At 73.2% G+C, this 13,881-nt stretch carries 13 protein-coding genes; 7 read left to right on the top strand and 6 right to left on the bottom strand.

Annotated elements, in window-relative coordinates:
- Positions 1–8: 8 nt before the first annotated feature.
- Entirely contained in the window at positions 9–788 is a 780-nt protein-coding gene (locus BA175_RS18260) for an adenosylcobinamide-GDP ribazoletransferase (RefSeq protein ID WP_069172500.1), read from the bottom strand.
- An 85-nt stretch (positions 789–873) separates the two neighbouring features.
- Between BA175_RS18260 and BA175_RS18255 the strand changes: the two genes are divergently transcribed.
- Positions 874–1,641 carry a hypothetical protein gene (locus BA175_RS18255; RefSeq protein ID WP_069172499.1) on the top strand — a complete coding sequence of 256 codons (768 nt, stop codon included), beginning with the start codon at positions 874–876 and terminating at the stop codon, positions 1,639–1,641.
- Between the two features lie 21 nt (positions 1,642–1,662).
- Here the strand turns inward: BA175_RS18255 and cobT are convergent, their stop codons facing one another.
- Together cobT and BA175_RS18245 are read right to left on the bottom strand one after the other, a co-directional pair.
- Positions 1,663–2,814: a nicotinate-nucleotide--dimethylbenzimidazole phosphoribosyltransferase gene (cobT, locus tag BA175_RS18250; protein WP_069172498.1), complete on the bottom strand. Its 1,152-nt coding sequence runs from the start codon at positions 2,812–2,814 to the stop codon at positions 1,663–1,665.
- Positions 2,815–2,918: 104 nt separating this feature from the next.
- Positions 2,919–4,121: a bifunctional adenosylcobinamide kinase/adenosylcobinamide-phosphate guanylyltransferase gene (locus BA175_RS18245; protein WP_069172497.1), complete on the bottom strand. Its 1,203-nt coding sequence runs from the start codon at positions 4,119–4,121 to the stop codon at positions 2,919–2,921.
- 85 nt (positions 4,122–4,206) lie between these two features.
- Between BA175_RS18245 and BA175_RS18240 the strand changes: the two genes are divergently transcribed.
- Positions 4,207–4,410, top strand: a complete 204-nt coding sequence (locus BA175_RS18240) for a hypothetical protein (protein ID WP_069173098.1) — start codon at positions 4,207–4,209, stop codon at positions 4,408–4,410.
- Positions 4,411–4,486: 76 nt separating this feature from the next.
- Here BA175_RS18240 and BA175_RS18235 read toward each other — a convergent pair whose 3' ends face one another.
- The 3 genes from BA175_RS18235 to BA175_RS18225 form a co-directional block, all read right to left on the bottom strand.
- A complete protein-coding gene (locus tag BA175_RS18235; RefSeq protein WP_069172496.1) occupies positions 4,487–5,560 on the bottom strand; it encodes a S1C family serine protease in 1,074 nt (357 codons plus the stop codon).
- Positions 5,561–5,627: 67 nt separating this feature from the next.
- Complete coding sequence (locus BA175_RS18230; RefSeq protein ID WP_069172495.1) at positions 5,628–6,335, bottom strand: class I SAM-dependent methyltransferase; 708 nt, start codon at positions 6,333–6,335, stop codon at positions 5,628–5,630.
- Between the two features lie 86 nt (positions 6,336–6,421).
- Positions 6,422–7,021 carry a DUF3043 domain-containing protein gene (locus BA175_RS18225; protein WP_069172494.1) on the bottom strand — a complete coding sequence of 200 codons (600 nt, stop codon included), beginning with the start codon at positions 7,019–7,021 and terminating at the stop codon, positions 6,422–6,424.
- A 296-nt stretch (positions 7,022–7,317) separates the two neighbouring features.
- On the opposite strand from BA175_RS18225, the gene BA175_RS18220 reads away from it, so the two are divergent.
- The 5 genes from BA175_RS18220 to BA175_RS18200 all read left to right on the top strand — a co-directional run bounded on the left by BA175_RS18220 (position 7,318) and on the right by BA175_RS18200 (position 13,832).
- Entirely contained in the window at positions 7,318–8,100 is a 783-nt protein-coding gene (locus tag BA175_RS18220; RefSeq protein WP_069172493.1) for a PspA/IM30 family protein, read from the top strand.
- Between the two features lie 10 nt (positions 8,101–8,110).
- On the top strand, positions 8,111–8,389 hold the full coding sequence (pspAA, locus tag BA175_RS18215; RefSeq protein WP_069172492.1) for a PspA-associated protein PspAA: 279 nt from the start codon (positions 8,111–8,113) through the stop codon (positions 8,387–8,389).
- Between the two features lie 146 nt (positions 8,390–8,535).
- Entirely contained in the window at positions 8,536–9,804 is a 1,269-nt protein-coding gene (locus tag BA175_RS18210) for a sensor histidine kinase (protein WP_069172491.1), read from the top strand.
- Positions 9,801–10,490: a response regulator gene (locus BA175_RS18205; protein ID WP_069172490.1), complete on the top strand. Its 690-nt coding sequence runs from the start codon at positions 9,801–9,803 to the stop codon at positions 10,488–10,490. The genes BA175_RS18210 and BA175_RS18205 overlap by 4 nt, the downstream gene beginning before the upstream one ends.
- Before the next feature lie 183 nt (positions 10,491–10,673).
- The gene (locus BA175_RS18200; RefSeq protein ID WP_069172489.1) at positions 10,674–13,832 is read left to right on the top strand and encodes an efflux RND transporter permease subunit; all 3,159 of its coding nucleotides are present in this window, start codon (positions 10,674–10,676) and stop codon (positions 13,830–13,832) included.
- Positions 13,833–13,881: the final 49 nt, after the last annotated feature.

Raw genomic sequence — 13,881 nt, 5'->3', positions numbered from 1 at the left:
GCGGGAACCTAACCGACGGTCAGGACCACCAGGACCGCCGTCGCCGCGGTCTCCTCCAGGGCCCCGAACACATCGCCGGTCACCCCGGTGAAGCGCCGCACGCAGTGGCGCAGCAGCACCCCCGCGGCCCCCAGACCCGCCAGGGCGGCGAGCCCGTGGCTCAGCGCCCCGTACCCGCCCAGCAGCGCACCGGCCCCCGCGCAGCCGGCGGCCACCACCAGCGCGACGGCCGCCGCCGCTCCGGGCGGCACGGTCCCCGCCACCGCCGCGCCCAGCCCCTCCGGTCTGGCGGGCGGCACGCCGCGGCGGGAGGCCAGGGTGAGCGCCGCCCGGGCGACGGCCGCGGCGGTCACCGCGCCCAGCGCCCCGTGCGCCCAGCCCCGGCCGTACAGCTCGAAGAGGGCCGCGACCTGCGCCAGCAGCACGAACACCAGCGTGATCACCCCGAACGGACCGATGTCCGACTGCTTCATGACGCGCAGCGCGTCCTCGGCCGGCCTGGCGCTGCCGAGCCCGTCCGCGGTGTCCGCCAGACCGTCCAGGTGCAGGCCGCGGGTGAGGGCGGCCGGAAGGGCGGCCGAGGCGACCGCCGCGAGCAGGGGCCCCGATCCGGCGAGCAGGAGCGCCGTCCCCGCCGCGGCCGCGAGCAGCCCCACGACGAGCCCGGCGAGCGGGGCGCAGAGCATGCCGGCGCGGGCCGCCTCACGGTCCCAGCGGGAGACCCGTACGGGAAGCACGGTCAGGGTGCCGAAGGCGAAACGAAGGCCGTGGCTGTTCAGGGAGATCACCGCGGGCAGGCTAGCCGGTGCCGCCCGGCGCTAGATTGTGCGCATCACGACAAAAGCCTTGAAGTGGACATCGGGATGGGGTGGCATGGGTCACTGGTTCCACCAGAACATCGTCGAGCCGGGCAAACTGCCGCTGCTGCTCGCCCTGAGCGCCTTCGTGCTGACCTTCGCGATCACCCGGTTCATCACCCGGATGATCAGGGCAGGTAAAGGGCCCTTCCGCAACATCACACCGGGCGGTGTGCACGTCCACCACGTGGTGCCGGGCGTCGTGCTCTCGGTGACCGGCGGCTTCGGGGCGGTGGCTGCCGAACAGCACAGCGTCTCCGCGGGAGTCTTCGCGGTCGTCTTCGGCACGGGCGCCGGCCTGGTCCTCGACGAGTTCGCGCTGATCCTGCACCTCGACGACGTGTACTGGACCGAACAGGGCCGCCAGAGCGTGGAGGTCGTCGTCCTCACCGCCTCGCTGGTCGTCCTCGTACTCGCCGGGTTCTCGCCGCTGGGCGTGAACCAGCTGAGCGACACGGACAAGCAGAACAGGTTCGGCGTCGTCCTGACCTACTTCGTCAACTTCGGCTTCGTCCTGGTCTGCCTGTTCAAGGGCAAGGCCCGGATGGCCGTCATCGGCACCCTCGTCCCGTTCCTCGCGCTCCTCGGCGCGCTCCGGCTGGCCCGGCCGGTCTCGCCGTGGGCGAAGCGCTTCTACCGGCACCGCCCCCGGGCCCGCTCCCGAGCGGTACTGCGCGCCTACCACCACGATGTCCGGTGGGTGGGGCCGCGCCGCAGGATGCAGGACCTGATCGGCGGGGCCCCGGACCGGACCACGCTGCCCGGCCCCGGCCCCGAGACCTGAACCGGCCGGCGGCCGACGGGATCAGACGGCGCGGCTGGCGGGCCCGGTCCCGCCGGCCTCCTCCTCCTCCTCCTCGGAGGACTTCCCACCCGAGGGTCCCTCGCCGGCCGCCTCCTCGGAGGCCTTGTCCTCGTCTGCCGCCCGCTCGGGAAGCTCCGCGGCCAGCGCCGCCGCGGCCTGGACGAGCGGCAGCGCCAGGAGGGCCCCGCTCCCCTCACCGACCGTCACCCCGTGGTCGAGCAGCGGGGTCAGCGCCATCCGGTCCAGGGCCTTCGTCTGAGCCGGCTCACCGCTCACCTGCCCCGCCAGCCACCAGTCCGGCGCCCGGAACGCCGCCCGCTGGGCCACCAGCGCGCAGGCCGCCGACACCACACCGTCCAGCACCACGGGCAGCCGGCGCACCGCGCTCTGCAGCAGGAAACCGGTCATCGCCGCCAGATCCGCCCCGCCCACCGCGGCCAGCAGCTCCAGCTGGTCGCCGAGCACCGGCCGGGCCCGGCGCAGCGCGTCCCGGATCGCCGCGCACTTGCGCATCCACGCCAGGTCGTCGATGCCGGCGCCGCCGCGCCCCGTCACGACCGAGGCGTCCGTGCCGCACAGGGCCGCGATCAGGGTGGAGGCCGCCGTCGTACCGCCGACGCTCAGGTCGCCCAGCACCACGAGGTCGGTGCCGGAGTCGGCCTCCTCGTCGGCGATCCGCATGCCCAGCCGCACCGCCTGCTCGGCCTCCTCGGCCGTCAGGGCGTCCTCGACGTCGATGCGGCCGCTGCCGCGCCGCACCCGGTGCCGGACGACCGCCTCGGGCAGCAGCTCCGGGTCGCAGTCCAGTCCGGCGTCGACGACGCGCACCGGGACGGAGAAGCGGCGGGCCAGCACGGCGACGGGGCTGGCGCCGTCCAGAGCGGCGCGCACGAGCTCGTGGGCGGTGCCGGCCGCCCGGCCCGACACTCCCAGCTCCGCCACGCCGTGGTCGCCGGCGAAGAGCACCACACGCGGCCGGTCGACGGGCTTGACCGGCACCGACTGCTGGGCCGCGGACAGCCACTCGCCCAGCTCGTCGAGCCGGCCGAGGGCGCCGGGAGGAACGGCCAGCCGCTCCCGGCGTTCCTCGGCATCACGTCGTACGCCCCCGTCGGGGCGCTCGATCAGGTCGGAGAAGTCGTCCAGATTCACGGGGATCTGCCTCGCGGGTCGTCACAGGGTGGGCGGGGAACCCGGCGCGGGGCTCCTGTGCGGAACAGTACCCGCCGCTCCCGCGCGCCCCCGGGCCCGCGCACTCAGTCCCGCAGCACCAGTGCCTGCCCCGCCACCACGAGCAGGACGTGCTCGCACTCGGCGGCGAACGCGGCGTTCAGGCGCCCCAGTTCGTCCCGGAAGCGCCGCCCGGAAGGCGTCGCGGGGACCACGCCGGAACCGGCCTCGTTGGTCACGGCGACGACCGTACGGCGCGTGCCGCGCACCGCGCGCACCAGTTCGGCGACCCGGGCGCGCAGGGCCTCCTCCCCACCGGCCGCCCACAGGGCGCCGTCCCACGCGTCGGTACGGTCCATCGCGTCCGCCAGCCACAGCGACAGGCAGTCGATCAGCAGCGGAGGACCGTCCGACTCGAGCAGGCCGGTCAGCTCACAGGTCTCCTCGGTGCGCCACGCGGCCGGTCTGCGCTCCCGGTGCAGCCCGATGCGCTCCGCCCATTCCGTGTCGCCCTCCCGACGGCCGCCCGTGGCCACGTACACCACTTCGGGGAAGGTCTCCAGGCGGCGCTCGGCCTCCAGGGACTTCCCCGACCGGGCGCCGCCCGTCACGAGCGTGCGCCGGGGTACGGCCGGTACGGCGTGGTAGCCGCCCACCGGCAGCGTCGTGCCGTCCGGTACGGCGCGCGCCCCTCCCGCGGCGAGGCGGCGGTCCAGCTCGTCCCCGCGCGGGGCGTCGTGGCCCAGATGGACGGCGATCACCTCGGTGGCGGGGCCGACCGCCTCCACGGCCCGCAGCCGGGCGACGGCGTCGGGCCGCGCGATCACATCGCAGAGCACCGTGTCGTACGGCACCGTGACCCGGTCGGCCAGACCCGAGGGGGCGGCACCGGGCGGCAGGTAGAGCAGCCGCTCGCCCTCCGGCGACGTGACCTCGTACCCGGTGCCCGGAGCGTCCATCGCCACGGCGCGGACCCGGTGCCCGCTGATCAGCGTCAGCTCCTGGCCGTCGGGGACCCGCCCCGCGGGCGGCAGCGAGGCCGGCAGCTCCACGGCGGGCCCGTCGTGGGGGTGGGTCAGCAGCACCTGCCGCACGGCCGTGAGCGAACGACCGGCCCGGGCGGCGGCGAACACGGCACCGGGGGTGAGGTCGAGCAGCAGCGCGTCGTCGACGAGGAGCGCGGTCGCGGCGCGCGCCCGCGCACCACGGGCCGACGCGCAGGCGGCGCAGGGGCAGTCGGGCCGGGGCAGTCCGTCGGGGGCTCCGGTGCCCAGCAGAGTCAGTTCCACGGTCCGATCCTCCCGTGTCCGTGCTGCCCCTGCGCGCCCGGGCACCCACTAGGCTTCGGGAAGCAACGTGACCCAGGAGGCGGACATGGCGTGGACGTGGCGGTTCGAGAAGTCCGACGGTACGGAGACGGAGCCGGCGCTGCAGCCGGAGGAGTTCACGACCCAGGGCGACGCGGAGTCCTGGATCGGTGAGTTCTGGAAGGAGCTCCTCGAAGGCGGCGCCGACCAGGTGACGCTCTTCGAGGACTCGACGAAGATCTACGGCCCGATGAGTCTCCAGGCCGGATAGGGCCCGCGGCCCGCCCCCGCGCCGCGCTTCCTGCCGGGCCGGGGGCGGGCCCGCAGCCGGTGCCGCGTACGGCCCGTCAGATCTCGCCGAGGGTCGCCTCGGCCGTCCTCCGCTCGCCACCGCGCGTGTACGTCACCATGACCTTCTGGCCCGGCTCGTGGCCCGCCAGCGCCTCCGAGAGCGAGGTGATCGTCGTGACGGGGGTGTCGTCCAGCCGTGTGATGACGTCGCCCGCCCGCAGGCCCGCGTCCGCGGCGGCCCCGCCCTCGGGGGCGCTGACGACCGCGACACCGGCGGGCCGGTACTGCGCGTCGACGACCGTGCGGCCCGTGATGTCCAGCGCGGCCCGCCCCGAGTCGGTGACCTTGCCGGATCTGATGATCTGGTCGGCGACCGTCCGCACCATCGAGGCCGGGATGGCGAACCCGATCCCCGGTGCGGCGCTGCCGCCCAGCTGCGGGTCGGTCGCCGCGAGGGTGGGGATGCCGATCACCTCGCTGTCCAGGTCGACGAGCGCGCCGCCGCTGTTGCCCGGATTGATCGCCGCCGAGGTCTGCACCATGTCGACGAGCGTCGCCCCCGTGCCGCCGCCCGCGTCGCTCTCGCTGACGGTACGGCCCACGGCCGAGACGATGCCCTGCGTGACGCTGCTGGCCAGGCCGAGCGGCGAGCCCATCGCCAGGACGATCCGACCGACCTCGACCCCGCCGCTGTCGCCGAACTTCGCGGCCTTCAGCCCCTCCGGCACCTCGTCCAGCTTGATGACCGCCAGGTCCTGCTCGGGGTAGGACGAGACCAGCGACGCCTTGACGACCCGCTCGCCGGTGGCCACGCTGACGTCGAAGGACTTCCCGTCGCCCACGACGTGGGCGTTGGTGACGATGTGGCCCTTGTCGTCGTAGACGACTCCGGAACCGAGGGTGTTCCCGGCGGCGATCTGCACGACGGAGGGCAGCACGTCGCCGATGACGGTCCGGTACTGCTGCTCCAGGTCGCCCGTGGCCGGGGACGCCGCGGGCGGTCTCAGCGGCGCGCCGGGGGACGAGGGGGCGGGTCCGGCGCAGCCGCCCAGCAGGGCGACCGTGCCCACACCGGCGGCCAGGGACAGCGAGGCGCGGCGGGCCGGGCCGCGGGAGCGGGATGCGTGCATGCCCGGAGTATCACCGGGGCCGCCACTCCGCGGCCCGCGCTGCTGGGCCGGTCGGGCGTACGGGGGCTCAGCCCCGTACGCCGCACAGGTGCAGCAGCGCGGCCACCGCGCGGTACGGGTCCGTGCGCCCCGCCCGGTCCTCCACCGCCAGCAGGCGGGCCAGCTCCTCCGGCTCCGGCAGCGCCGCCTCGTTGGGCACGTTGTCCGTGAAGACCCGCACGCCGTACCAGGCGTGCAGCGGCGCCGCGATGCCCGCGAGGGTGGCCGTGAGCGCGCCGAGGCGGTCCGCCCGCACGTCCAGGCCGAGCCTGTTCGTGTACGTGTCCGTGTCGAACGCGGCCAGGGCCGCGTCGAAGTCGCCGGCCGACCCGGGACGCATCGCCAGCGCGTCGCCGTTGCGTACGAGCAGCGAGAGGAGCCCGCCCGGGGCCAGCATCCGGGCCAGCCCGGCCAGCATGGGGTCCGGTTCCGGGACGTACATCAGCACCCCGTGGCAGAGCACCACGTCGAAGCTGCCGGGCAGGAAGTGCACACCGGTGTCCCGGCCGTCGCCCTCGATGAACCGCACGCGCTCCCGGATGCCCTCGGGCTCGCCCGCGAGCGCCTCCTGAGCGGTCCCCAGCATCTCGCCGTCCGACTCCAGACCCGTCACCGAGTGCCCGGCCCGCGCCAGACGCAGGGCCTGCGTGCCCTGGCCCATGCCGACGTCGAGCACCCGCAACCGTCTCCCCACCGGGAAGCGGGCGGCTATCTGCTCGTCCAGCTGGCGGGCCACGAGCTCCTGGCGGACCGTGTTACGCAGCCCGCCGAGCCCGGCCAGCCACTGGGAGGAACCGCCCGCGAAGCCGGAGGGCTCCGTGCTCAGGGCCGTTCTCCCCGCTTGACCTGCGGCTTGGGAAGCCGCAGCCGGCGCATCTGGAGCGTACGCATCAGGCCGTAGGCCACTGCGCCGCGCTTCGGGGTGTCGGGGAAGCGCTGGGCCAGCTGCCGCTTGAGCCGGAACGCGAGGCCGATGGAGTCGACCACGATCAGCACGATCACGCCGAGCCAGAGCAGCAGCGAGATGTTCTGGATGTTCTGGACCTGGATCACACTGAGGATCAGGATGATCACCGCGAGCGGCAGGAAGTACTCCGCGATGCAGAAGCGGGAATCCACGAAGTCACGGACGAAGCGCCGCACGGGCCCCTTGTCACGCGCCGGCAGATATCGCTCGTCACCCGACGCGAGCGCCTCCCGCTGGCGGGCCATGTCCGCGCGGCGCGCTTCGCGCTGACGCTTCATGGCCTCCTTGCGGTCGGCCGGCGCGCCGCTCGAGGCACGCCTGCGCTGCGTCTGGGCATCGCTGCGCTTGGGGGTGGGGCGACCCTTGGGAGCCTGAGGGTCGCGGGGCTGCTTGGAGAGGTCCGCCGTCACCTTGCCGGTGGGGGCCTTCTCTTCCTTGGAACGGCTACGGAACACAAAGCCCAAGGGTACGGGGTCGACGCCGGCGGCAGCGGACCGGGCGGGAACGATCCGGCAACGGCCCGCGTCCTGAAAGGTGCCCCGACAGGGGCAGAACGGACGATGCCGCCCCTTTCCCCGAGGTCCGTCTACTCCCTGCGCGGGAGCGGTCACGGCAGGCAGTCGTCCTTGGGTAGGAGCACATCCGTGCTCGAACAGTGCGGTAATAGAGACAGGGCCCGTACTGTGGGTTCTGTTGGAGTGCCGGAGCTCAGTCCGTCAGAAGGGGGCGCGCGAAGCCCATGAGCGGTGTCATGAAGCGTATGGGAATGATCTTCCGCGCGAAGGCAAACAAGGCCCTTGACCGGGCCGAGGACCCGCGCGAAACCCTCGATTACTCGTACCAGAAGCAGCTGGAACTGCTTCAGAAGGTGCGCCGCGGCGTCGCCGATGTGGCGACCTCGCGCAAGCGGCTCGAACTGCAGCTGAACCAGCTGCAGGGCCAGTCGACCAAACTGGAGGACCAGGGGCGCAAGGCCCTCGCGCTCGGCCGGGAGGATCTCGCCCGCGAGGCGCTGTCCCGGCGCGCCGCCCTCCAGCAGCAGGTCACCGACCTGGAGACGCAGCACCGGACGCTGCAGGGCGAGGAGGAGAAACTCACCCTCGCGGCGCAGCGGCTGCAGGCCAAGGTCGACGCCTTCCGCACGAAGAAGGAGACCATCAAGGCCACCTACACCGCCGCCCAGGCGCAGACCCGGATCGGCGAGGCCTTCTCCGGCATCTCCGAGGAGATGGGCGACGTCGGCCTGGCCATCCAGCGGGCCGAGGACAAGACCCAGCAGCTCCAGGCGCGGGCCGGCGCCATCGACGAGCTGCTCGCCTCCGGAGCCCTGGACGACGCGTCCGGGACGGCGAAGGACGACATCGCCGCCGAGCTGGACCGGATCTCCGGTGGTACGGATGTAGAACTGGAACTGCAGCGGATGAAGGCCGAGCTGGCGGGTGGTCCCTCCGCGCAGCAGCAGGCCATCGAGGGCGGTGCGCAGGACGCGGCACCGCAGTCGCAGCAGGCCCCGCACAAGTTCGACAAGCAGTGAGGGCGGCGTCATGATCGTACGGATCATGGGGGAGGGCCAGGTGGAACTGGCCGACAGTCATGTCGCCGAGCTGAACAAGCTCGACGACGTACTGCTCGCGGAGATGGAGAGCGGTGACGGACCCGGTTTCCGCGCCACGCTCCACGCGCTCCTGGACAAGGTGCGCGAGCTCGGCTCGCCCCTGCCGGACGACTCCCTGGAGCCGTCCGAGCTGATCCTGCCGGCTCCGGACGCCACCCTCGAAGAGGTGCGCGCCATGCTCAGCGACGGGGGGCTCATCCCCGGCTGACCAGGGCGGCCCCGCTCCACACTCCCCGCCGTGCCCCGCCCGGTCCCACCGGTGCGGGGCACGGTGCCGTCCGGGCCGGGTGGCGCGCGGCCGCATCCGTACGGCACCCGACGGGGGCCGGGTCGGCACGCCGTACCGTTCTGGGCGTGACCACCCTCGGAACCGGGCTCGTGCGCGTCCGCCACTGGCTGCGCGGACATCCCCTCGCCCTCGACGGGGCGCTCGCCGCCGCCGTGCTGACCTGCATGGTCCTCGCGTCGTTCGCCGAGCCGAACCCCGGGCACGGGCGGCCCGTCTTCGGCGAACGCACCCCCGGGGGGTGGAGCGTCCTGCTGATGGTGCTCGCCGCGGCGGTGCTCGTGGCGCGCAGACGCCGGCCCATGACGGTGCTGGCCGTGACGGGACTGCTGTCCACCGCCGAGTTCGTCCTGGCGGATCCGCCCGCCCCCGTGGTGATGAGCGCGGTCGTCGCGCTCTTCACCGTCGCGGCCGGCACCGACCGCCCCACCACCCTGCGGGCCGGCCTGCTCACCATGGTGGTGCTGACCGTCGCCGCCATGGTGGTCGGTTCCTCACCCTGGTACAGCCAGGAGAACGTCGGTGTCCTCGCGTGGACGGGGCTGGCCTGCGCCGCGGGGGACGCCGTGCGCAGCAGGCGCGCGTTCGTGGACGCCATCCGCGAACGGGCCGAACGGGCCGAGCGGACCCGCGAGGAGGAGGCACGCCGCCGGGTCGCCGAGGAGCGGCTGCGGATCGCCCGCGACCTGCACGACGTCGTCGCCCACCACATCGCCCTGGTCAACGTCCAGGCCGGGGTGGCCGCCCACGTCATGGACAAACGCCCGGACCAGGCCAAGGAGGCGCTGGCGCACGTACGGGAGGCCGGTCGCTCCGCCCTCGACGAGCTGCGGGCCACCGTCGGGCTGCTGCGCCAGTCCGGTGACCCCGAGGCCCCCACCGAACCGGCCCCCGGGCTCGCCGTCCTGGACGCGCTGGTCGACACCTTCCGCAACGCCGGACTCCCCGTCGAGGTGGCCCGCACCGACCCCGACCGCCCGCTGCCCGCAGCCGTGGACCTGGCTGCCTACCGGGTCATCCAGGAGGCCCTGACCAACGTACGCAAACACGCGGGCGCCGGAGCCAAGGCCGAGGTGAGCGTCGTACGGGTCGGGGGAGCCGCCGAGGTGACCGTGCTGGACGACGGCACGGACGCGGGGGCGGCGCGGCCCCGGGAGCACGGCGGCGGCCACGGCCTCGTCGGCATGCGGGAGCGCGTCACCGCGCTCGGCGGCACCCTCACCGCGGGTCCCCGCTTCGGCGGCGGATTCCGCGTCCATGCGATCCTGCCCGTCGTACCCCGCACGGGTGAGCCGGACGGGCCGGGCGCGGCGGACGGGGTGGGGGGACGCTCATGACACCGATCAAGGTGCTGCTCGCCGACGACCAGGCCCTGCTGCGCAGCGCGTTCCGGGTGCTGGTCGACTCGGAGCCCGACATGCACGTCGTCGGCGAGGCCGCGGACGGCGCCGAGGCGGTGGCCCTGGCCCGTTCGACGCGCGCGGACGTCGTCCTGATGGACATCCGGATGCCGGGCACCGACGGACTCTCCGCCACCCGGACGATCAGTGCCGACCCGGAGCTGGCCGGGGTGCGGATCGTCATGCTCACCACCTTCGAGGTGGACGAGTACGTGCTGCAGTCGCTGCGCGCGGGCGCCGCCGGCTTCCTGGGCAAGGGCGCCGAGCCCGAGGAACTGCTCAACGCCGTACGGGTCGCCGCCGCCGGCGACGCGCTGCTCTCCCCGGCGGCCACCAAGGGCCTCATCGCCACCTTCCTCGCGCAGGACGGCGGCGCGGAGGGCGCCCCGGACCCCGCGGAGTACGCGGAGCGGCTCTCCGCTCTCACCGGACGCGAACGCGAGGTGCTGGTCCAGGTCGCGGGCGGCCACTCCAACGACCGGATCGCCGAGCGGCTCGTCGTCAGCCCGCTCACGGTCAAGACGCACGTGAACCGGGCGATGGCGAAGCTGGGCGCCCGGGACCGTGCCCAACTGGTCGTCATCGCCTACGAATCGGGTCTGGTACGCCCCAGGGCGGAGTGACGGGTGGAGATCCGGAGTACTCCAGCTGCGGTACGCGCGGCGTGAGAAAGCAGCCCGGGGGCCGACGTCCCCGGGCCGGGGACCGGCGATCGTAGAGGTGGGCAGGCTGTGCCCCCTTGATCGCGCATTGCCGTGCGAGCAGCCGCCCGTCTGCCGCGTACGCCACGGAGGAGAGACCCACCCATGTCCTGGCTGTCCAGATTCAGCCTCGCGCAACGGGCCCTGATCGGCCTGATCTCGATCATCGCGCTCGTTTTCGGAGCGATCGCGATCCCGCAGCTCAAACAGCAGCTGCTGCCCACCATCGAACTTCCGATGGTGTCGGTGCTGGCGCCCTACCAGGGCGCGTCCCCCGAGGTGGTCGAGAAGCAGGTCGTCGAACCCCTCGAGAACGCCATCAAGGCCGTCGACGGCGTCGAGGGCATCACCTCCACCGCGGGCGAGGGCAGCGCCGTCGTCATGGCGAGCTTCGACTTCGGTGACGAAGGGACGAAGCAGCTCGTCGCCGACATCCAGCAGGCGGTGAACCGGGCCCGTGCCCAGCTGCCCGAGGACGTCGACCCGCAGGTCGTCGCCGGCTCGACCGACGACATCCCGGCCGTCGTCCTTGCCGTCACCTCCGACAAGGACCAGCAGGCGCTCGCCGCCCAGCTGGACCGTACGGTCGTCCCCGCGCTCGAGGACATCGAGGGCGTCGGACAGGTCGCGGTGGACGGTGTCCAGGACCTCCAGGTCTCCGTCGTCCCCGACGACGGAAAGCTCGCCGCGGCCGGCCTGGACGCCGCCTCGCTGGCCAGGGCTCTGCAGTCCGGTGGCGCCACCGTTCCGGCCGGCTCCTTCTCCGAGTCGGGCAAGAGCCGCACCGTCCAGGTCGGCGGCGCCTTCACCTCGGTCCGGCAGATCGAGGACCTGAGGGTCTCCGCGCAGAACCCGGCCACCGGCAAGAGCGCCGGAAAGACGGTCCGCGTCGGCGACATCGCCACGGTGAAGCAGGAGCCCTCCACCGCGGTCTCCATCACCCGGACGAACGGCAAGCCGAGCCTCGCCGTCATGGCGACGATGGACAAGGACGGCAGCGCCGTCGCCATCTCGGACGCCGTGCGGGACAAGCTCCCCGGCCTGCGCGAGGACCTCGGCGCCGGCGCCGAGCTGACGGTGGTCTCCGACCAGGGCCCCGCCGTCTCCAAGGCGATCTCCGGTCTGACCACCGAGGGTGCCCTCGGACTGCTCTTCGCGGTCGTCGTCATCCTGGTCTTCCTCGCGTCGGTCCGCTCGACGCTGGTGACCGCGGTCTCCATCCCGCTCTCCGTGGTCCTCGCGCTCATCGTGCTGTGGACCCGTGACCTGTCGCTGAACATGCTCACCCTGGGGGCGCTGACGATCGCGATCGGACGCGTCGTCGACGACTCGATCGTGGTCCTGGAGAACATCAAGCGGCACCTCGGCTACGGCGAGGAACGGCAGTCGGCGATCATCACCGCGGTCAAGGAGGTGGCCGGCGCGGTCACCTCGTCCACGCTCACCACCGTCGCGGTCTTCCTGCCCATCGGCCTGGTCGGCGGCATGGTCGGCCAGCTGTTCGGCTCGTTCTCCCTCACGGTCACGGCGGCCCTGCTGGCCTCCCTGCTGGTCTCGCTGACCGTGGTGCCCGTCCTGTCGTACTGGTTCCTGCGGGCCCCCAAGGGCACCGCCGCCGACCCCGGCGAGGCGCGCCGCGAGGCCGAGGAGAAGGAGGCCGCGAGCCGGCTCCAGCGGCTCTACGTCCCGGTGCTGCGCTTCGCGACCCGGCGCCGTGTCACCAGCATCGCCATCGCCCTCGTGGTGCTGTTCGGCACCTTCGGGATGGCGCCCCTGCTGAAGACGAACTTCTTCGACCAGGGAGAGCAGGAGGTCCTCTCCGTCAAGCAGGAGCTGCCCCCCGGCACCAGCCTGGCGGCGGCGGACGAGGCCGCTCGCAAGGTCGAGAAGGTCCTGGCCGCCGAGGACGGCGTCAAGGACTACCAGGTGACCGTCGGCTCGTCCGGCTTCATGGCCGCCTTCGGCGGTGGTACGGGGGCCAACCAGGCCTCGTACCAGGTCACCCTCACGGACTCGGCGGACTTCGAGGCCACCCAGGAGCGGATCGACAAGGCCCTCGGCGAACTCGACGGCATCGGCGACACGACGATCGCCGCGGGCGACGGCTTCGGCAGCCAGGACCTCAGTGTCGTGGTCAAGGCCGCCGACGCGGACGTTCTGAAGAAGGCGTCCGAGCAGGTCAGGGGAGAGGTCGCCACGCTCGAGGACGTCACCGACGTCCAGAGCGACCTGGCGCAGAGCGTGCCTCGCATCTCGGTCAAGGCCGACGACAGGGCGGCCGGCGCCGGGTTCGACGGGACGACACTCGGCGCGGCGGTCGGCGCCGCGGTGCGCGGCATCCCGTCCGGCAAGGCGATCATGGACGACACCGAGCGCGACGTCGTCGTCAAGTCCTCCCACCCCGCCACCACCATGGCCGAGCTGAAGGCCCTGCCGCTGGGACCGGTGAAGCTCGGTGAGGTCGCCGACGTGGAGCTGGAGCCCGGCCCGGTCTCGATGACCCGGATCGACGGCCAACGGGCGGCGACGATCACCGCCAGGCCGATCGGCGACAACACGGGTGCGGTCAGTACGTCGCTCCAGACGAAGATCGACGCCTTGGACCTCCCCGCCGGCGCAACCGCGACGATCGGCGGCGTCTCGCAGGACCAGGACGACGCCTTCGCGAAGCTGGGCCTGGCCATGCTGGCGGCCATCGCGATCGTCTTCATGCTGCTGGTGGCGACCTTCCGGTCACTCGTCCAGCCGCTGATCCTGCTGGTCTCCGTCCCGTTCGCGGCGACGGGCGCCATCGGGCTCCTCGTCGTCACCGGCACCCCGATGGGCGTACCGGCGATGATCGGCATGCTGATGCTGATCGGCATCGTGGTGACCAACGCCATCGTGCTGATCGACCTGATCAACCAGTACAGGGCGCAGGGCATGGGTGTGGTCGAGGCCGTCGTCGAGGGGGGCCGCCACCGTCTGCGGCCGATCCTGATGACCGCCCTGGCGACGGTCTTCGCCCTGCTCCCGATGGCGCTGGGTGTCACGGGCGAAGGCGGCTTCATCTCCCAGCCGCTCGCGGTCGTGGTGATCGGTGGTCTGATCACCTCCACGCTGCTGACCCTGCTCCTGGTGCCGACGCTCTACGCGATGGTGGAGCTCCGCAAGGAGCGCCGTGCGAAGAAGAAGGCGGCCAGGCGCGAGGCCGCGTCCGGCACCGTGCTCCCGCGGACGCCGGAGGAAACCACATCCGGCGAGCCGGAGCCGGCCAAGGCCTGACGGGGCCCCGCAGAGCAGGGAAGGCCTCCGGCGCCGCGGTGCGGCGCCG

Origin of the sequence: Streptomyces griseus, from assembly GCF_001715295.1 — a bacterium.
Classification (GTDB): Bacteria; Actinomycetota; Actinomycetes; order Streptomycetales; family Streptomycetaceae; genus Streptomyces; species Streptomyces griseus_G.
This window is presented reverse-complemented; position numbering and strand designations above follow the sequence as displayed.